The 18393-nt window shown below is 57.2% G+C and carries 15 protein-coding genes and 1 tRNA gene; 5 read left to right on the top strand and 11 right to left on the bottom strand.

From position 1 onward, the window contains the following. Window positions 1-58: 58 nt before the first annotated feature. Both ACIQUH_RS00760 and ACIQUH_RS00765 read left to right on the top strand, forming a co-directional pair. Window positions 59-1276, top strand: a complete 1218-nt coding sequence (locus ACIQUH_RS00760) for an NAD(P)/FAD-dependent oxidoreductase (protein ID WP_400811837.1) — start codon at window positions 59-61, stop codon at window positions 1274-1276. A gap of 7 nt (window positions 1277-1283) precedes the next feature. Further along, on the top strand, window positions 1284-2084 hold the full coding sequence (locus ACIQUH_RS00765; protein WP_400811838.1) for an aldolase/citrate lyase family protein: 801 nt from the start codon (window positions 1284-1286) through the stop codon (window positions 2082-2084). A gap of 1 nt (window position 2085) precedes the next feature. On the opposite strand, the gene ACIQUH_RS00770 is transcribed toward ACIQUH_RS00765, so the two are convergent. Both ACIQUH_RS00770 and ACIQUH_RS00775 read right to left on the bottom strand, forming a co-directional pair. Next, the gene (locus ACIQUH_RS00770) at window positions 2086-2262 is read right to left on the bottom strand and encodes a hypothetical protein (RefSeq protein WP_170985745.1); all 177 of its coding nucleotides are present in this window, start codon (window positions 2260-2262) and stop codon (window positions 2086-2088) included. Window positions 2263-2351: 89 nt separating this feature from the next. Beyond that, window positions 2352-2693 (bottom strand): hypothetical protein, encoded by a 342-nt coding sequence (locus tag ACIQUH_RS00775; RefSeq protein WP_003509967.1) that lies wholly within the window; start codon window positions 2691-2693, stop codon window positions 2352-2354. A 162-nt stretch (window positions 2694-2855) separates the two neighbouring features. On the opposite strand from ACIQUH_RS00775, the gene ACIQUH_RS00780 reads away from it, so the two are divergent. Together ACIQUH_RS00780 and ACIQUH_RS00785 are read left to right on the top strand one after the other, a co-directional pair. Further along, window positions 2856-2946, top strand: a tRNA-Ser gene (locus tag ACIQUH_RS00780). Between the two features lie 637 nt (window positions 2947-3583). Next, on the top strand, window positions 3584-3772 hold the full coding sequence (locus ACIQUH_RS00785; protein WP_400811839.1) for a hypothetical protein: 189 nt from the start codon (window positions 3584-3586) through the stop codon (window positions 3770-3772). A gap of 412 nt (window positions 3773-4184) precedes the next feature. Here the strand turns inward: ACIQUH_RS00785 and ACIQUH_RS00790 are convergent, their stop codons facing one another. After that, window positions 4185-4814 (bottom strand): recombinase family protein, encoded by a 630-nt coding sequence (locus ACIQUH_RS00790; RefSeq protein ID WP_400811840.1) that lies wholly within the window; start codon window positions 4812-4814, stop codon window positions 4185-4187. A 415-nt stretch (window positions 4815-5229) separates the two neighbouring features. On the opposite strand from ACIQUH_RS00790, the gene ACIQUH_RS00795 reads away from it, so the two are divergent. Beyond that, a complete protein-coding gene (locus ACIQUH_RS00795) occupies window positions 5230-5745 on the top strand; it encodes a hypothetical protein (protein WP_400811842.1) in 516 nt (171 codons plus the stop codon). Window positions 5746-6058: 313 nt separating this feature from the next. On the opposite strand, the gene ACIQUH_RS00800 is transcribed toward ACIQUH_RS00795, so the two are convergent. The 8 genes from ACIQUH_RS00800 to ACIQUH_RS00835 form a co-directional block, all read right to left on the bottom strand. Next, window positions 6059-7282 (bottom strand): hypothetical protein, encoded by a 1224-nt coding sequence (locus ACIQUH_RS00800; protein ID WP_400811843.1) that lies wholly within the window; start codon window positions 7280-7282, stop codon window positions 6059-6061. Between the two features lie 64 nt (window positions 7283-7346). Continuing rightward, entirely contained in the window at window positions 7347-8069 is a 723-nt protein-coding gene (locus ACIQUH_RS00805) for a hypothetical protein (RefSeq protein WP_400811845.1), read from the bottom strand. After that, the gene (locus ACIQUH_RS00810; protein ID WP_400811846.1) at window positions 8066-8557 is read right to left on the bottom strand and encodes a hypothetical protein; all 492 of its coding nucleotides are present in this window, start codon (window positions 8555-8557) and stop codon (window positions 8066-8068) included. Before ACIQUH_RS00810 ends, ACIQUH_RS00805 begins: the two co-directional genes overlap by 4 nt. Before the next feature lie 12 nt (window positions 8558-8569). Continuing rightward, window positions 8570-12178, bottom strand: coding sequence for a hypothetical protein (locus tag ACIQUH_RS00815; RefSeq protein ID WP_400811848.1), 3609 nt, complete (start codon window positions 12176-12178; stop codon window positions 8570-8572). A gap of 31 nt (window positions 12179-12209) precedes the next feature. Then, the gene (locus tag ACIQUH_RS00820) at window positions 12210-15155 is read right to left on the bottom strand and encodes a hypothetical protein (protein WP_400811850.1); all 2946 of its coding nucleotides are present in this window, start codon (window positions 15153-15155) and stop codon (window positions 12210-12212) included. A gap of 96 nt (window positions 15156-15251) precedes the next feature. After that, a complete protein-coding gene (locus tag ACIQUH_RS00825; RefSeq protein WP_400811851.1) occupies window positions 15252-15563 on the bottom strand; it encodes a hypothetical protein in 312 nt (103 codons plus the stop codon). A 177-nt stretch (window positions 15564-15740) separates the two neighbouring features. Next, window positions 15741-16217, bottom strand: a complete 477-nt coding sequence (locus tag ACIQUH_RS00830) for a hypothetical protein (RefSeq protein WP_400811853.1) — start codon at window positions 16215-16217, stop codon at window positions 15741-15743. Window positions 16218-16630: 413 nt separating this feature from the next. Continuing rightward, the gene (locus ACIQUH_RS00835) at window positions 16631-18010 is read right to left on the bottom strand and encodes a tyrosine-type recombinase/integrase (protein ID WP_400811855.1); all 1380 of its coding nucleotides are present in this window, start codon (window positions 18008-18010) and stop codon (window positions 16631-16633) included. Between the last annotated feature and the right edge of the window lie 383 nt (window positions 18011-18393).

The raw sequence follows: 18393 nt of genomic DNA on the forward strand, positions 1-18393 counted from the left end.
ATATGGCTTCGCGACGGTCGGCAGGATCGGCGCTTCGTGATTCTTCTGGGAGTGGACTGTGACGGGAAGGCTGGTAATCGTCGGGGCGGGGCAGGCCGCTTTCGCGCTGGCGTCGAAGCTTCGGGCGCTGAAGGACGAGCGCCCCATCACCATCATCGGCTCCGAGGATGTCTATCCATACCAGCGGCCGCCGCTCTCCAAAAAATACCTTCTCGGCGAGATGAGCTTCGACCGGCTGATGTTCCGGCCGGAGGAATGGTACGCCGAAAACAATGTCGATATCCGGCTTTCCACCTGGGTGGAAGAGATAGACCGCGCAGCCAGAACCGTGCGCATGCAGGACGGCAGCACGCTTGTCTATGGCCGGCTGGTGCTGGCGACCGGGGCGGCGCCCCGTCTTCTGCCCGCCAGCATCGGCGGCGATCTGGAAGGGGTCCTGACCGTTCGCGACAAGCGCGATGCCGACCGGCTGATGGAGGAAATGAAGCCGGGCCGCAGGCTGCTGGTGATCGGTGGCGGTTATATCGGCCTCGAGGCGGCCGCTGTCGCCCGCAAGCTCGGCCTTGAGGTGACGCTGATCGAAATGGCCGACCGCATTCTCCAGCGTGTGGCGGCAAAGGAAACCGCCGATATCATGCGCGGCATCCACCAGGCCCACGGCGTTTCCATCCGCGAAAAGACCGGTCTCGTGCGCCTTGTCGGCATGGACGGCCGGGTGGCCGCCGCCGAACTCTCCGACGGCTCGACGCTGGACGTCGATTTTGTCATCGTCGGCATCGGCGTGACGCCGAATGACCGCCTTGCCCGCGAATCGGGCCTCGATGTCGGCAATGGCATCGTGGTGGACGACCATACCCGCACATCCGACGGCGCCATTCATGCGGTGGGCGATTGTGCGCTGCTGCCCTGGCGCGGCCAGCATGTACGTCTCGAATCGGTACAGAATGCGGTCGATCAGGCAGAGGCGGCTGCTGCCGTGCTCACCGGGACTGAAGCTCCCTATGATCCGAAGCCATGGTTCTGGTCGGATCAATATGACGCCAAGCTGCAGATCGCCGGCTTCAATCTGGGTTACGACGAGACGTTGCTCCGGCCCGGTGCGCGCGAGGGCAGCTGGTCCGTCTGGTATTTCCGCGAGGGACGATTCGTTGCGGTGGATGCCGTCAATGACGCCAAGGCCTATGTCGCGGGCAAAAAATTGCTCGATACCGGTGCCGAGCCCGATCGCGCCATCCTGGCGGACCCCTCCGCCGATCTGAAATTACTGCTTTCCTGAGGACATCATGCCAGCTCCCGAAAACCGTTTCAAAACCGCCATCCACGCGGGCAAGCCGCAGATCGGCCTGTGGCTCGATATGGGCGAGGCCATCACGGCGGAAATCGCCGGTACGGCGGGGTTCGACTGGCTGGTGATCGATGGTGAGCACGGGCCGAACGATCTGCGCAGCATCATCGACCAGCTGCGGGCGCTCGCCACATCGCCTGCCGAGCCGGTGGTGCGTGTGCCCGTCGGCGAAAGCTGGATGATCAAGCAGCTGCTGGATGCGGGTGCGCGCACGCTTCTCGTGCCGATGGTCGATTCGGCCGATCAGGCGGAAAATCTGGTCAGTGCCATGCATTACCCGCCGCGCGGCATTCGCGGCATGGGGGCTGCCGTGGCCCGTGCGTCGGCTTTTAATACGATCACCGATTACGCCGACAGCGCTTCCGATGGCGTCTGCCTGCTGGTGCAGGCCGAAACGCGGGCGGCGATCGACGATCTCGACAATATTCTCGCGGTGGAGGGCGTCGACGGCGTCTTCATCGGCCCGGCGGATCTGGCCGCCGATATGGGGTATCTCGGCAGGATAGACGAGCCGGACGTGCAGGCGGTGATCGAGGCGGCCATCGTCAAGATCGTCAAGGCGGGCAAGGCCGCCGGCATTCTCACCTTCAATGAAACCTATAATCGCCGTTATCTCGAACTCGGCGCATCCTTCGTCGCCGTCGGGGCGGATGTCACGGAATTTGCCAGCACGCTGCGTGCGCTCTCGGCCCGTTACAAGGGCGGGGCAGCGCCTGCGCCATCCCGGTCTGGCTATTGATTCAGTCGTCGTTGCTGGCGTTCAGCTTTTCCGGCGGAATGCCTTCTTCGCCGGAGGCGAGATAACCGGTATTGATAAGGGCGGCGCGAATGATGCGCTGGATAGCCTCATCCCTGTCGATACCGTGATCCCTCGCAAAATCCGACAAGGCCGCTTCAAGATCGTCGCTGAACCGCATATCCGCCCCCATTCATCCCATTTCAAACCAATACGGAAAGGCAAGGCAGGATTGACCCGCCTTGCCCGAATTTTAAGTCCATGCGGCGATCAGCGCCAGCGATAAAGGCTGCTGTTCGACGAGTTCTGCTGCGTGCTTGTGCCGACCGCATAACCGATGGCAAAACCGAGTGCGCCAACGATCGTCAGCAGGGAGGTTGCCGTGCCGGGATTTTCCTTGACCGCTTCCACGACATTCTGGCCCTGGGCGCGGACATTATGCGCAGCCTTGCGAACCCGGCCGCGCGCCTCATCCAGAAATTCGGAGGCATCCTCGCTCACGCCTTCCGCGCGGGCGGAGACGGATTTGGAGAGGGATGCGATTTGCGAGCGCAACTCCGCAATCTGGTTTTCGATCGTGTCTTCGACAACATTCAGTTTGGTCTGAGCCATTAGAACACCTCTTTTGTTACCGAAGGCAGAACGTGCCGGCCTGCAAGAAGTTCCCGAAAGGCCCGCAAAGTTTCGCCGCGCGATGTTCAGCCAACAGGTTTTTGTGCTTCTTGGCGAAAAAGCCTTGCAATCATTTTTTTTACGCAATAATCAGGCCGCACCGGAGAGGTGGCCGAGTGGTCGAAGGCGCTCCCCTGCTAAGGGAGTATACGTCAAAAGCGTATCGTGGGTTCGAATCCCATCCTCTCCGCCATCAAATTTACGCCCTCATTATCCCCATAGAATCAATCGCTTACAGGCACTCTATTTTTTATTGTGTCCCAGGCTTGTGACCCAAGATTTCTCTAGGGGAAGCACTCAACGTGCGTCGGCAAGCACTTTTCTGATTCGATCCGCAATGAGGTGGCCTCGACGTGTAAGCCGTGCGACTCGCTGTCTGGCGTCCTGAGGGTGCGGTTCAATGCTAATCCACCCACATCCCGGAACATTTCGGCGCTCCCACTCACTCAGATAGCGGACGTGTCTGCTCATGCTCTGAGGTGCCATGCCGAGTTGCTGTGAGAGTTTGAGGAGGCAAGGCGGGTCTTTGTCGTCGCCGTCTCCCCACAAGACAACGGCCAAGAACGTATTTGCTATCGTAAGCGGCATTTCAGGCCTGCCGGTCTGGATCAACTTGTTAGCCTCTATGTACGCTTCTAGGAAGCGCTCACCATTGGGACGCATGAAGGTTCTCCCTGAGTTGTGACATCGGGGACAAGCTATGTATCGTGGAGTCTGGGAGCAAGGTGGGCGAAGGCGAAGGGTAGGGGTGTGTCCCAAGATTGGGGATGCGTCTGCCTTTGCTTCCGGCTATCATCTTTAGGCAGCAACGCTCCGGGAAGACCAAGCATATGAATGATTCTCTGCTTAAGCTGAGCGAAGCGCTCACTAGGGCCGAAGCCAGCGTGACACGCATGGAGAGCCGCTTGACTGGCGTGATGTTTCTTTCCCCAGCATTCACGCGGCAGACGCTCCGGCTGGCACTGCTCATCTTCTTGTTCTCCCTATGCATCAATATGTCGGGCATCTGGTTTCACTGAGGAAAGCATTTGAACAACCGTGCAGAGGACATTCGAGCCCTTCAAGACGCAATCCGGGAGGGAGAGGATATTATGGAGGATCAGGGGCGGAGGCTTCTGGCCGCTGAGCATGGGAGATGGCTTTTGCTTACGGCAGTAGCATTGATATTCACTATGCTCGGCTGGGCTTGGCTCATGCGATATGACATTGAGACCGCCAATGGTGTTACGTATCTCATGCTGGATAGATGGACTGGCACAGTGCATCACTGTTCCCCAAACGGCTGCCGTCCCTAGGTTCCCAAGAATCGAATCGCACTCATGGCCTGCCTTGTGGTATATGGGAGGGAGCATGGGGCCAGTGCTACCGCCCGTTCCTTCTCATTGTAAATTCCCGCAATGGGCGGGCTCAGGGACTCAGGACCTTTGTGGCCTATCCCCAAAGAGCCAACGCCTTTTCGGTTCCCTCAGGATCATGCTTGATGCGGTAGACCGTCTGCCGGGAGAGGCCGGTAACCCGCGCCACCTCTGCAATCTGGGTCTCCTTTGAGAGCAAGTCCCGCACGGTCTCAACCTGCTGCCGCGTGAAGCTGGGCTTGCGGCCCCTGTAAGCATCCTCTTTGGCCTTGGCATGGGCGATGCCCGCACGCTGTGCCTCTTTGGTGGCCTCTGCCTGAGCCTGTGCGGTTGCCGCCATGAAGGCAATAAGGGCATCCCTTACGGCCATCTGCATGGGGTCCTTGGTGCTCCCGTCAAAGACCATGCCATTGATGACTGTGCGGACAATGACGCCCTTGGCAAGGAACGCCTTGATGGTCTCCGTCACGTCATCGTAGTTGCGGCCTAGACGATCAACCCAGCGGACTACCAGAGTGTCCCCGGCCCGAAGCATGTCAAAGAGGCGTTTGCCTTCAGGCCGGTTCCTCATGGGGACGCTCACGCCTGAGACACCCTTATCAGCAATGATGTGGTCAAAGGTATAGCCCGCCCGTTCCGCCTGAGCTTGCTGGTGCTCTAGGGTCTGCTCATTGGTCGATACGCGGGCATAAAGGAATGTCGCCATGAGGTGTGCCTCCAAGTGTCCGAATGGATTGTGTCCATATAGATATATGTCCGAATGAAGGAGGTCAACCCTAGCGGACGCACTTTTGTCCGAAAATTTCACGTCCATTGAGGTATACCTTAGCGGACACAGGGGCGGGTGAGACAAAGCGAGGAACGTCGGAGGCTTCGGGGGGTGGCCCCCTCCCGGTCCTCCAGCTTGCAGCGTTCCCGGCAAAGGTCGGACTTTTTGAAAATCTGGGGTGGGGTACAGGGGGGAAAGTCAGCGCCGCCGCTACGTATTCAACCCCTCGCGTGAGACACCCTAAAATTCCCTGCCGGGATTATTTAGAGTGTGTCAAATCTGTTCCCGTTTTGTTTTTGACGTGCTCCCGAATCGGTGTCATCTAGGGATGGTCAAACAGAGAGGAATCGTGATGGTTGATCTGACCTTGGTGTCTGGGATTGCAAGTACCTTGAAGACCGCCGTGGATATCGCAAAGACCACAAAAGAGATTAGCGACATGTCAATCGTTAAGGGTAAGGTCATTGAGATGCAGGACCTCATCCTTACTGCCCAGTCGTCAGCGATGGCGGCTCAGACACAGCTCTATGAAATCCTGCAAGAGAATGCTGAGTTGAAGCGCAAAGTGTCCGCTGTGGATGACTGGAAGTCTGCAGCTTCGAGATACTCCCTGAAGGATTACGGCGGGGGCACGTTTGCGTATGAGCTCAAGGCAGATGCAGCGCATGGGGAGCCCACGCACAGACTATGCCCGGCCTGCTTTGAGGCTGGCAGAAAGTCGATCTTACAGTTTCAAGGACGAACGTCTTCGCAGCAGGACTTCTTCAAGTGTTTGCCCTGTCAGCAGGACTACTTCATGGGTGTTCGACAGGCAGACTCTTCATATGGCGTCATTGGCCGCCGATCCCGCACGGATTGGAATGTCTGAAAGCGGTCCTGAAGTGCTCTCAATGGAAAAACATTGATGGCCGCGCTCCCCGCTTTGCCCACGAGGTTGAGACACCCGGATAGCTTGCGGGGGATTGGCTTTAGGAGGGGACTTAAAGGGCTGTGTGTAATCTGATTAGGTCGGGTTTTATCCCTCCCTCTTCTCCTAACTCTTTCCGGTATGGCTTCATGGTCACTTTGAGCATTAAGACAAGGAAACAAAAAGAAGAGGCCGATGAGGGGGATAAGGCCTCCTCAACTCGAAGAGTCAACCCGTAGAGAGGAACCCCTAGAGGTCATAGGGGGGAGTTATTTCAGATTGGCCGCAATATCGGCTTTTCGACCACACTCAGCGCCCGCCCTAGCTTAACCTCGCTGACTTGCTTCATGACCGCGATTGCAGCGGAGCGGTGTGTCTGCGCAACCATGAGGCCATCATGCATAGGAAGGGCCGTAACGCCCTGTGACGCTAATCCCAGGAGCACGGCCACCAACACCTCAGACTCGGCGTACATCAAGCGGAAGCCGATATCTGAGCCCAAGAGCGAGGCGATTGCCTTGTGCCGTACCGCGACCGCCGACACGAATTTCTGCATGGTCCACGGGGGCGGCAGCTTGTCTATATCGCGGGGAAATCTGGATGCCATCCCATCACGGAAAAACAATGACGAGACCAGCTTCTTGACCGTGCTGCGGTACGCCTCAAGTCCCGGTATCATGTAGGGGTCGCCTTTGGGCATTGGAGCCCCAAGATGAGCATAGGCCAGTTGGATGAACATGGCCGTGTAATCGAGGTCCACAAGTGGCTCACCATCAAGGCTGAGCTTGTACCGTAGTTCCTTGGGAACGGACTGCCATAAGCCCCCATAAAGCCGCCCGTGATGAGCGAACGTGGGGGTGCTTGCACTACGATCCTCCGTAAATTTCCGCACCATGGCGCTTGGCGGGAGCGGGACACCCTCATAACGGATACGAGAACCATTGATGACTGTGTTGATAGTCTCTAGGTCAGTCCGCATGGATACCGTCTCGGACGTATCGGCGTAGTCGATTAATTCCTTTCCGTACCTGCCTTGCCGTCTCGTCCAGAGTTCAATGGTCTCTTGGCCCTTGTCCCGGCCTATTGCCTCCAAGGTAATCCCCGCCACCACCATCATCCCCCTAAGGGCAATGCTTGGTGATACCGTTGTACGCTTCTGCTTGAACTCCCCGGAGGAGACATCGACAAGGCCAGCCCCCTCAAGATCACCAATAGAGCGGCGCAAGACATCCGCCGTGAAGCCTGAGCGATCATAGCGGGTTCTCTTGGAGTTCCTGAGCGGCATGGCAACGCCAGATCGAGGGGCCGGGAACAGATGAAGGGCCGCAAGGTTCGCAAGGATGGACTTGAGGGCAGCTTCACGGCGGGCCACGGCGTCCGCTCTAGGCTTGCGTCCGGGAGTTATCCGGGGCGGGGGAAGGGACTGAAAGATTTGCTGGGAGAGGGCTTCAAGCGGGCCTAGCGGAATGAGCCAAGGATCGTAGTGGAGGGGCTTCAATAACTCCCCCGGCGAACTCGAAGGACCGCCATCCCCCACTTGACCGCTCAAGGGAGGAAGGCCCTCAGGTATTTCCGGCTGAGATGGTGGATGCAATTTCCCTCACTGTCTCCCTGTCCGTCACGTCCACGCACCGTGCCGCAACGATTTCACCAAGCACCCGCATGAAGCCCCCCTCTGCCCGTGGGTATTTGGAGCGTCTCCATGCTCCGCCGTTGGCCCTACGGTACTCATTGTGTGTCCCGCTGGCTTTGCGGTGGATAAGCTTGGCAATCTGGGTGTTCATGAAATCGGCATCTCGGGGGGCACTAAGAACTTCTCCCGCTACCCTCACTGTGAGGACGGCTTCTAGCAAATAGCTACCGGACACCCCTGCATCGCAAACCCGCGCCAAGACCTCAAAGGCCCGCTCACGATTGTCCAATCCGGCCCCAGCCCATTGCATCGCTGTAACCTTGGAGGGGCCAACAGATCGAAGCCGATAGTCGAGGAGGTCAACGGTTCGCAGCACCCATTTGTCAGCTTTGTGGGCAGACATCCAGCGTCTGACGGCCTCCCGGATGGGTTTCAATTCGGATGCCGAAAAGCTCTTTCGCCAAGCAGAGCCGTGCCGCCGCTTGAACTCAATGTGACGCTTACAGTACATCTCGGAGAGGCCCTTGCCGGAGGCCCGCTGGGTCGGCCTCTTGCACCCCCACGCCACGCACTTTCCGTTTGGTTCCTCTGGAGCTTCCCCGGCGCGGCACTTGATGTCCAGCTTTCGGCGCATTCTGCGTTCGATGCTCATCGGACCTCCTTGAAGTCTACGATATGGTTCCTACTCATCACCACGGGCACGAAGTTGCGAGACTCTGGGTGCTCCTCTAGGTGTTTGAGGGCATCCCGTGCCGCATGTTTCGCCATGAGGTAGTCCGGCGAAAATCCGCTGGGGGGCTGCATGATGATGAGCCGTGAGCGGGCCTTGCCGATTTCGGCAAGATACTCGCTGCCCACATAGGGCTTCCCCTTGGCGGTCTTTCCGCCGCCTAGATGAAAATCCTGTAGACGTTTCTGGAAGCCCTCGGTGTAGAGCGTCAAGTTTCTGCCGGGAAACAGGTCAAGTAGCTGGTAGGTGGCGTAGGCTCGTGGAAATTCACCATCTGAGGCGTAGCCATGGCCCTTGAAGAGTCGCACACTGGGGCCGTCCATGACGTGAGCACCAATGCCCACGCCTTGCCGTGCGTCTCCCTGCCGGCCCCTTGCTGTGAAGAGGTAGATTAGGACTGCATCATCCATCTTTGCTGATCCTTAGAAACCGATACGCTTGAGAAGTTCCGCGCCAGTCATCCCGGAGCCATCCCGTTCGGCCTTGTTGTCTAGATAAGCGCCTGCGGCTTCCACTTTCCGCTGCATTACCCGCTTGCGAAGCTCTGGGAACTCTTGGAGTAACCGCTTGTAGGCCGCCTCCCGGTACTTGCTGACCGCACCGGAGATGGCCCAAAGTTTTGTACCCTGTGTACCTGCATCACCATCGGGGAGTAGCGCATAATCTGGGGCCTCCATGACCGCTTTGATGGCGTCCTTCATGGACTTCCCCGGAGCGGGCATGGCGGAATATTCCTGAAACAGGTCATAAGCATTCCTGCCATTGCTCAACGTGACATCCCGGAGGTCAACCCCGTTTCGGGAGGGGTCCGGGAGGTTAAGCCCCTTGCCGGTCTCCAAGATGATGCGGTTATGTTCGCCCTGTACGATGTCGGGGGAGGACACCGTGTTGAGGCCTACTTGCTTCCATACGGGTTCCCCAAAGACATCACGCTTTGGCGGCAGTGTCTCAGAGAAACCGGGAAGGCGGCGCTTGACGGTATCAATGAAGGTCCGCGCCTCCCTGAGATACGGATCATTGTTGCCGTAGGCATTAATCGCAGAGGAGGCGGGCACAAGGTTACCGGCGATGTTCCCCGCGAAACGGCCTAGGCTCTTGTCGGCACTCGTCGCCGCCTCAATGGCTTGCCGAATGTTTTGCAGGAAAGCCCGCTCTCCGAGGTTTTTTGAGATGGCTAAGGCCGATGCCGTCACGGCGTCCGTAAAGTCCGCCTCGCTGGGATTGACCTGAAATATCTCGGCTAGGTCTGCCCCTATGCTTAAAACAAAGCCGGTAGGGTCCAGTCTACCAAGGGGTATGTACGTGATTGAGCCGTCTTCATTCTCCATCTTCAGTGAATAGGGACGCCAACCCGTAGCTTCAAGCTCCTGCCGCGCTCTCGGCTCACTTGGTCCGGCCCCCGTAATCCTGCCAGACAACCCCAGCAGAGTAGAGTTAGCAAGGATGAGTCCCCCGAGGGCCATCTGTCCATAAGCACGGGCCTGTTCTTCTGCGCCCCGCTTGCCGTCCCACATCATCCTGTATTCCGCCTGTACCATGTTCAATCCGGGAGTGTACTTCACGGCCATCCTCAAGACATTTACAGGTGTCTTCACGAATGGCAGGACAAAACCTAGGACGGGATGATTGTTGCGGATCGACTGTAAGGTGCTGCCGTAAGTGTTCGGCAATAGGTCCTGTGAGAACGTGGTTGTCTGGGCCTCCTGAAGTGCCGCCTTATCGGTTGCCCTGCCGTCCGCATCGAAGGCCGATGACAAGCGCTGCTCCAAGTAGTCTCGGAGTTCCGGCCCTTTCAGCCCCTGAGCTTCGCCCTGCACCATTGCCTTGGCCTGTACAACTGCACGATATCGGACGGTCTTGAAGAACTCATCCTGTGCGCCAAGGGCCCGCGTCGGGAGGCCGGTTGCTGTGTGCCAGAGATTAGCCTTCCAGAGATTCTCAAATAGGTCCATCGGTGATCGGACATCTCGAAGGTTAAGCGGCTGGTGAGTTGCTTGGGTGCCTGTCTCAAGCCATTCTGTAGCGTGAGGGGCTAGGCCACTGTCACCATGGTCGAAGGCATCTAGAGCGGCTTTAAGTCCATCCGACAGGGAAGCCAGCGTGTAATAGTACTCTTTCGCGACCTGTTGCCGGATGGCGGAGCCTCCTTTGAGGAAATAGCTTCCAATCCCTTTTTCAAGGGGTCTGACACCCAGCATTAGTATGTTGCCCGTGATGTTGATGACGTGGGTTTTGTAATTCCACAGGAGCCCATTCCTCATCTGGAATAGGCCCTCATCCATGACCCCTTTCCAGAAGCTAGGCTTGGCGAACTCCCGGAGCTTCTTGGGGTCTCCCTCGGTGCCATACAGAAGGTCAACAAACTTGCCGTTGTCCATGGTGTTGATTCGGGAGAGGTCTTCGGGCGATATCTTGAAGCCTCCCTGTAGGCGGCGTAGCGTTCGGCCCGCGTTGGACCTGATGCTCTGCGATTCTCCGTATGCTTGAACGGCCAAGGAGAGGCGGCGCTTCGCTTCCGCAATCGCGGCGGCTGTATCCCCATCGAAGTCTACAAGGTTCCCCGCCCTGATCTTCCTCACGATATCGAAGGTATCAAGGAACATCTTGTTCGATACGAGATAGCCCGCCTCCATCTGTTTCACCATGTCCTTGGCAGCATCACCCGCCTTGGAGAGGTCCCCCATCAATGCGGCGGGGTCATCCTCAAAGTATCGGGCCATCTGCCGGATGGATCGATCCACGGAGGCATCCTTCAGGACATCGCCGCCCTTCATCGCATCCAGCTCCGGCTTGAAGACCGTCACGGCATTGTCGATGAGAACCTTCACGTCTTCCGGGGTGCTGAGCTTCTGCCACGGGATGCTCCCACCGTCAGAGAACTTATGTCCCTGAAGGAGGGCCTCATTGTATGATCCCGCTTGCTCGATGGCGGAGAGGTCGAAGTCCGTACCGCGAAGGACTTGCGCCATGTCCACCTCGGAAACTTCGGGAGTCTCGATAGGCTTCACGGCGTCGGCCTTGGGAAGGTCGGAGGCCTCGGACTTCACCGGGACCGTTACCGACTCATCGGCCAGAGCGATAGGCATATCGTCGGCAGCTTGAGGAGGTAGATCAACCCTCTCGGAACCGGCCTGTACGCGGACCCTCGGCTTGCCGTCAGGTGCCGGGAGTGCCTCTGGCGCTGACGAGGCCACGGGGTTACCGTCCACATCCACCCGTTCGCTACCAGCCTTAACCCTTACGCGGGGCTTCGGGATTTCAGCCTCGGTGAGTGCCACCAAGGAGTCGGGGGTGTCCACCTCCGCTAGGGCTACGCGGGCCGCCTCTTGATCTCCAAGCTTGGCGTAGCGATACGCCTTTAGGGCACCCGCAAAGATACCTGTGAGAACGAGGTCCATGCCCGCGCCCTCAAGAGCATTCTTCAGACGGCCCTCCATGTACCCATCGCTTGGGTCGGCGGAGAGGTATTCATTAATGGGATTGGAAAGGGCAGGATATTGCTGGATGAGGTTTGAAAGCCGCTCTTCATGGGGATCAAGCACGATGCCTCCCGCAAGAGCACCACGACCAATCTCGTAGCCAACCTTGGCGACCTTCCCAGCTTGTTCTGCCTTCTGGGCTATCTTGATCGGAGCCATCAACTTGCCCGCGCCGATCATCCCTGTGACAAACTGGGAGACATCAGACACCACAGCGGCGGGCTGGTAGCTCTTGCCATAGAACTTGTCTTGAGCTTCCACAGCCTTACGGAAATCCGTCTGATCTTCCGGCTTGACGGGAGAGCCCGCCAGTTCATGCAAGAAGTCGCTTGTCTCAAAGCCTGCCTTCAGGGCCCCTGTGGTCGCAGAGCCTAGGGTAGCGCGGGCTTGGTTGATCCCATTGCCAACAAATTCCCCGACAGGTCCCATGGATTTCAGGCTGGCTATGCCTTGGTCGATAAGATTTCCGCCTTGTGGTTCCGCTTCCGGGGAGGACTGCTGTTCGTACTTCGCACGGACGCGTTCCATGGCCCTTTGAAGAAGGTCATCCATATTATGTCTTCCTAAATTTGGTGGGAGGAGGTCAGGCCTTGATGGCGAAGTGCGGCTTGTCCTTGGTCTTCTTCCATTCGGCCCCGATGTCGAGGGTAACACCGAGTTCCTTGGCGGCCTGCTTCATAGCGGCAACAAGCGCCATCTGCTTGGCGTCGTCAAAGTCCACAGCGCCATCGTCATCAACCGGCCAGAGGTCTACAGCTCGGGAACCGGAGCCGTCCTTGTCGATGTGGTCAGAGTCCATCGTCTTCGACCAGCCCCACTTGACGGCCTTCTTCTGAAGCTCCTCGGTACGAGCACCTGCGCCAATCACAAACTTGACCCCAGAGAGTTCCTGAGCCCGCTTGACGACATCGCCCAGCTTCGGCTTGAGGGTCTTCAGGTTGGCCTCATGGTTCGCCACGGGATCGGGGTTCCATTCAAGGAACTGCGCGACTTCCTTCTGAGGGATTTTCTTGTAGACGGCGGGGTTCGGCTTCGTGGCCTGCGGCGTCAGGATTGCATCAAACGGAGACTCCTTGGGCGTCTTCATGGCGGCAAATGCCGTCAGAACGGAGTCCGTCCCTACACGGGCTTTCTGTCCGTCATAGTAACCCTTGCCTGCGGTCGTCGGCAGGGAGGCCCACTCCTCCGCGAGGTTGTTCATGAAGGTAGCGTCGCTGATCTTGCCAGCCATCCAGTCATCGTAGCCTCGGCCCTTGAGGAGCTGCATAGCCATGGCGTCCTGTGTCTTCTCATCAAAGAGTACGCTGTCGCTAAGCTTCATCTGCTGCTGGAGGGTACGAAGTGTCTTGCCGACGATCTGATAGCGGCCCAGCGCCGAGGAGTTCCACTTGTTGTTCGGGTGGGCCAACATCTGGGATTGCAGCTTCTTGATCTCGCCCAAGGTCATCTTGGTGAGTTCCTTGTCGCCGCCCGTGTAGGCTCCGTAGCCCAGCGTCTCATTGTATCCGCGCCGCTCGTCAGTGCCCTCGGTGTGACCGATGAGATTGAGGATCGGGAGGGTGGGACTGTCGGAAAGGTTCGTGGAGTATCCACCGTTGGCTACCACGTTGTCGATCATCTGGCCGATGGCGTCTGCGGTCTGCTTGGCGGTCTCGTTGTCGAAGGTGATGGAGTCGGTCTTCATGGGGTCAACTCCGGGGGAATTGTCGCCGCGCTCCTCTTTCCGAATTTGCCGGAGTTCGTTCCAGATATCGGCATTGAATTGCTCAATAGGGACGCCTTCTGGTAGGTTATCCTTGAGGCGCTTCAATTCGGCATCATCAAGTCTTTCGAGGAAGGGCGGCTGATCCCCGCTATAAAGTTGCTCCCATCGATCCGCATTACCGCTGTGCGGGGCTTTGGACGGAACTGGCGTAGGGGCACCTTCGGGATGGAGAACGGCGGTTCCTTCGTCACGCTCTATTTGCGCACGGCTCCGGTATTTGTCTGGGTTCTTAACGTCCGTAATAGCAGGGTCTATGCGCTGGATGATTAGCTGACCAATTTCATTGACGGCCTTTTCCCGATCCATCATGGAAGCTTCCGGGTTCTTCTCCTCCCATTCCATGAGCATGGCTTCAAAGTCCTGAGTTGCCTCAAGCCCTTCGTCAGTAAGCCCGCCAGTACCACCGCTGAGTAAACTACTGAGAAGGTTGGCACTGTCATCCATGGAAGCCGTTCTATCCCGAATGACGCCAAGGTATCGCTTCGCGGTTTGCCCTGTGAGGATGCCTGTGCCTTCTCTGCGGGCCTTTTCGTATCGGTCAGCACGGTCCAACATGTCCTTGAGTGTTGCTGGGTTACGGATGACACCATCTTGGGTGGCTTTGAGGACTCGTGCTGAGCCTTGGCCATTTCGGATGTCTATGAGGAGGTCGTTGATACGGCCCCTTTCTTCGGTGTTGTCCGCGTCGGCCAACGTCTTGCGGATTTCCACGAGCTTCTTGCGGGCTAGACCGTCATGGCGTTCCCACTCCCGCATGACATCCTCGGGTACTTCGGCCATAGGGTCGTCGGCCAGTACGCGGCTTACGGTTGCCACAATGGTCCGTTCGCGCTCTGTGTCCTTCTTCTTGCGTAGGGCATCCCCATCCACCATCCGTTGGCGGTTCAGGGTGTCGATCTTGGAGATGGTGTCGTGTTTGACATCCCTGTAATCCGGGTAGTCGGACATCTTGACCGTATCGCCCGGAAGCATCTTGTCCAGAAGGTCGAGCATGGCGGGATCACCATGTTCCAGAGCCTTGGCGGCGATGGTGCTCACGAGGGTCTTGTCATAGTCCTCCCGTCGAGTACCTGTACTGAGGGCCTCCTCACGCTGGGCGATAAGATCACCCCAAAGCCGCTCGTAGTCCGTCCCCTTGCCGCTGCCCAAGCCTTCATCATTGGCGGCATCAATGGACCGCCCGGAGATGGCCGCACGGGTATTGAGATTCCCATTGTAGACAGACTTGGCAGACTCGGAGGTGAACATCTGGTGTCCATCCGCCCAGAGCTGCCGAACGTGCTCATTGAGCGGGGCCAACATGTCAGGGTCATCCGTCTGAATGTTAGACCTGATGAAATCCCCGATGAAGGTTTGGAAGGCCTGTGGATCATTGCTGTTTCGGCCATCCCAATTCAGGTATGCCCCGTTGAATTTCTCACGGAGCTGAATACCTGCGAGATTGCCCTGAGCCGCCTTGTAGGCCTTCATGAAGACCGGGGAGGCATGGGCCGGGACCTTGCCCTGCTTTACGGCCTCTGCCCATCCTAGCGCATTGTTTAAATTGAAGAGGGCTTCGCCCTGCACCTTGTCGGCTTCGTCTTGCTTCTGTTTCCGCTTGGCGAGAAAGGCACCCATGCCGCTATCCAGTTCGGAAAGGCCCTGTGCCACCTCCCGGAGTGGTGATGGTGAGGGCTCGGCGGGGCGAACATAGGTGTCTGTGGGCTGGGCGGCTGGCTGGATGAGGCTGACGCCTTGAATGCGCCGCACTGGTTCTCTTGCCATATGTTTTGTGTCTCCTTGAGCCGACTCCCGGACATGGCGAAAGGCCCGCAACGTGGGTACATCCGGGAGGAAACGGCGTGGATTATGGTGGTGGGATTAGTTCTGGGTGCTCACTAAGCGGAATTGACTGCGGCGCTCTAGGGCCAACTGTTCGCGACCATCCCGCCTTATCCGCTCGAAGGTTTCAACAAGGTCTCGTGCGATGCCTATGTGTGCATCGGCCAATAGTCTCTCAACTTCCCCCAAGCGTTTGTACTTTCGCTCGGCTTCGGCTTGATCCTCTGGGGAAAGGTCCATGAGTTCTGGCAGTTGTGCCAATTCCTGGGATAACCTGTTGAGTTCTATTTCATACTCAATGGCTCTCCCAGCGGCTAGAAAGCGGGGATTGGTTGGTTCGAATGGCGACATGTGGTCCTCTTGAAGGCAACACAAAGCGTCCCGGAGGGCATTCCTCTCGGGTCGATGGCTTTGAAATGATAGGTTTTGGATGGTTGGAGACGAGCTATGCTTAGTTCGTCAAGACGCCAAAAATTCGGGACGTACTGTATCATAGAGTGAGGCCTATTTATAAGCCTTTGAAAATAATCAGAAATGCTTAGTCAATTTTGAAGGGAGGATGAACCGTGGAGCAAAGCGGTCCTTCTTTCTGCCGCGCTTGTTCAATTGCTCGATGCATTCCACATACGATGTCTTGATGGGCAAGGCTTCAAGCAGGGCATAGTCCTTGTCCGTCATCTTGCCCGGAAGCTGCCAGCCCGCAAACGGACGCCATTCTTTTCCCCTGCCTGCCTGATGGGGTTTAATCTTGAGGACGACCTCATGGTAGTGCATCCGGCAAAGCCCTTGCCTGAATACGTCGCGGTCGCAAACGTGATACTCGTTGTCTTGGGCTTGCCCCCGCTTCCGCTTCATACGGTCGATGTGTCCACACCTTCCCGATGCCCTGAGGGTCCCTGAAAGCTCTTTGGCCTCTTGGAGCGGACGCTGTGCTTCTTCATAGTATGCCCTGTCACGCTCAAGGAGCCACTTGAGGTCGGTCTTCGTGGCGAGTGGTGATGACATCCGGGAGCCTCCAAAAAGTGTAGCCGGAAGATTATCCCCCCGGCTACTCACATCGTTCAATACGCTGAGAACTGATTGCTCAGGGTTCGCGATGCCACGAAATCTCAAAGGGCCCAATGAATACACGGCGGGTGGCATCATGGCCTGTGTCCCTGCTGAGGTCCAACGTCCAGTAACGCCAATCCCATAGGTCAGCGTCGCGTTCGATCTGAAAGTGTCTGCGACCTAGACGTAAGAAGGTAAGCCGGTAGAGGCGTTGAAATTCAACCGAGCCGCCGAGTGTAAATGTAACCATTCCCATTGATCCTTTTCGCTAAGTGATGTTGCAACAGGATACATGGATATCTTCAGATGAGAATCATGTAACCGCATGAAATTATTTGATATATCTCACATTGTTACTAATTCGCGGGCTAATCTTTCTTCGGCGGGGGAGGGAGCTTTACGGACTCAACTAGCCTCCTTCTGGCTTCCTCTAAGTCCTGTCCCGCATAGTGCTGTTGGCTCATGTCTAGGGCCTTCGGGCGGTCAACTCCTTCGGTATGGCCGACGACTGCCGGGAAGGTCCAAGCGTCAAAGCCGGGGTTGCCATTATTAAGCATGGCTGTGCGGGCTGACCGGATGAACCATCTACGGAAGGAATGGAAGTCCACGTTGGACACCCTTTTACCGTTAGGCCTTTCGTCCACGCCTTGCTTCCTTCGGTATCTGCCGAAGCGCTTCACGGCTGCGTGAGAGCGGCTGTCATGTGACTTTGGCGTTTCATCCGGGAACTCATCTATAAGGAAGGCTGTATGGGGCTTCTTTTCGGTCCTGCGTTTGACGATCTCAAGGAGGAGCGGGTGGACAGGCACCTTGCGGCGAGCATTTTCCGTCTTGCCGCCCGTTACTCTGAAAAGGCTATCTTTGCAGTCCGCTACCCGGAGCCTAAATATCTCCTCAATGCGCATACCACTGAGAGCAGCGATCCGCATAATATCGGCAAGCATGGTGTTCGCTGGTCCATAGATGAGTGCAGCTACCTCGGCGTCTGTGAAGGGTCGCTTCCCATTGTCCTCATCAAGGGGGCCGGAGGGTCTGGGAGGATTTGGGAGCGTTTGACCAACCCAAGGGTTATCCGAGGCATATCCGCTTTCGCCCATCCACTTCCAGTATTCGCGGATGAAGCTGAGGGACTTCGAAGCGGTTTTCTTCGTTCGGCCTATCACAAGGTATTCTCGCAGAAATCTTGCGGCAGTGGTCCTATCCACGGCTTCCACGCTCTGCGGGAAATGATTCGCCAAGAGCCATGTCTCTATCCAGCCTAAGGCCCTATCGAGTTCACTGACAGAATCAATGGGATAGGATTTGAAGTCCGCAAAGGTGGTCTTGTGGTGCTTTATCGGGGTGGATTGTCCTGACGCCAAGGCAGCAAAGCTCTGGGCACGGGAGAGGCCTTGGGTCTTCGCTATCTGTTCGGCCCGGAGGACGATCCCATACATAGCGTCATCATGTTGATCGCTGGGAGGCCTCTTTGGGTACAGCTTTGCGTCCTCATCAATGAAGAGGCGATGCTTTAATGCTTCTGCTGTCAAAGGGTCTTCGGTCGCCAATATCTTCTCGGCAATACGGAGCTTCTCTTTAATACGACTTAGGGCCCCATGTTTCAGGACATCGGCTGTCTTTTTATCGCTGGTTCCGAGGGGCTCGATTAGAACCGTGGTGCCTATGATGTCTTGTAGCTTCTTCGGTACGCGAACCCGGACACGCCACTTGTTGCCGTGAAACTGTAGGTAATCGGACTGTTTCGCCATTGGTAAACCCTGTGTGGACCCAGACTTGTGACCCACGGATGACCTCTAAGGGTTTGAATGTCAATAAGAACAACAGGCTAGATGGTGCGGGGGAGAGTGTCCCATCCTCTCCGCCATCAATTTCTGCCAAAATCCAATATTGTGAAGCAAAACGAGCCGCTGGCTTTTTGTCGCATTTTATTCCCGCTTGCAGGCCGAATGGCTGTGAACTTTGGCGACAAGCACGGACTGTATCAGCCGAAGCCCGCTTTGATATTCCTGGCAAGGGTCCGCCCATTCGAAATCGGATCCGTCATTTATTAGCCAGCGTCGTCCCGCCTCTTGCATCGCTGCTCTATCCGCTCCTGTCGGGAATCGGAACCCGGCGGATGATATTGCAATTG

Origin of the sequence: Agrobacterium sp. NPDC090283 (assembly GCF_044769685.1) — a bacterium.
In the GTDB taxonomy this organism is placed as follows: Bacteria; Pseudomonadota; Alphaproteobacteria; order Rhizobiales; family Rhizobiaceae; genus Agrobacterium.

What these genes read in the sequence shown, in the direction of transcription:
- ACIQUH_RS00815 (WP_400811848.1), bottom strand. Translation starts at nt 12,178, where the DNA reads ATGGATGACCTTCTTCAAAGGGCCATGGAACGCGTCCGTGCGAAGTAC.
- ACIQUH_RS00775 (WP_003509967.1), bottom strand. Translation starts at nt 2,693, where the DNA reads ATGGCTCAGACCAAACTGAATGTTGTCGAAGACACGATCGAAAACCAG.
- ACIQUH_RS00765 (WP_400811838.1), top strand. Translation starts at nt 1,284, where the DNA reads ATGCCAGCTCCCGAAAACCGTTTCAAAACCGCCATCCACGCGGGCAAG.
- ACIQUH_RS00770 (WP_170985745.1), bottom strand. Translation starts at nt 2,262, where the DNA reads ATGCGGTTCAGCGACGATCTTGAAGCGGCCTTGTCGGATTTTGCGAGG.
- ACIQUH_RS00835 (WP_400811855.1), bottom strand. Translation starts at nt 18,010, where the DNA reads ATGGCGAAACAGTCCGATTACCTACAGTTTCACGGCAACAAGTGGCGT.
- ACIQUH_RS00785 (WP_400811839.1), top strand. Translation starts at nt 3,584, where the DNA reads ATGAATGATTCTCTGCTTAAGCTGAGCGAAGCGCTCACTAGGGCCGAA.
- ACIQUH_RS00795 (WP_400811842.1), top strand. Translation starts at nt 5,230, where the DNA reads ATGGTTGATCTGACCTTGGTGTCTGGGATTGCAAGTACCTTGAAGACC.
- ACIQUH_RS00805 (WP_400811845.1), bottom strand. Translation starts at nt 8,069, where the DNA reads ATGAGCATCGAACGCAGAATGCGCCGAAAGCTGGACATCAAGTGCCGC.
- ACIQUH_RS00810 (WP_400811846.1), bottom strand. Translation starts at nt 8,557, where the DNA reads ATGGATGATGCAGTCCTAATCTACCTCTTCACAGCAAGGGGCCGGCAG.
- ACIQUH_RS00820 (WP_400811850.1), bottom strand. Translation starts at nt 15,155, where the DNA reads ATGGCAAGAGAACCAGTGCGGCGCATTCAAGGCGTCAGCCTCATCCAG.
- ACIQUH_RS00825 (WP_400811851.1), bottom strand. Translation starts at nt 15,563, where the DNA reads ATGTCGCCATTCGAACCAACCAATCCCCGCTTTCTAGCCGCTGGGAGA.
- ACIQUH_RS00790 (WP_400811840.1), bottom strand. Translation starts at nt 4,814, where the DNA reads ATGGCGACATTCCTTTATGCCCGCGTATCGACCAATGAGCAGACCCTA.
- ACIQUH_RS00830 (WP_400811853.1), bottom strand. Translation starts at nt 16,217, where the DNA reads ATGTCATCACCACTCGCCACGAAGACCGACCTCAAGTGGCTCCTTGAG.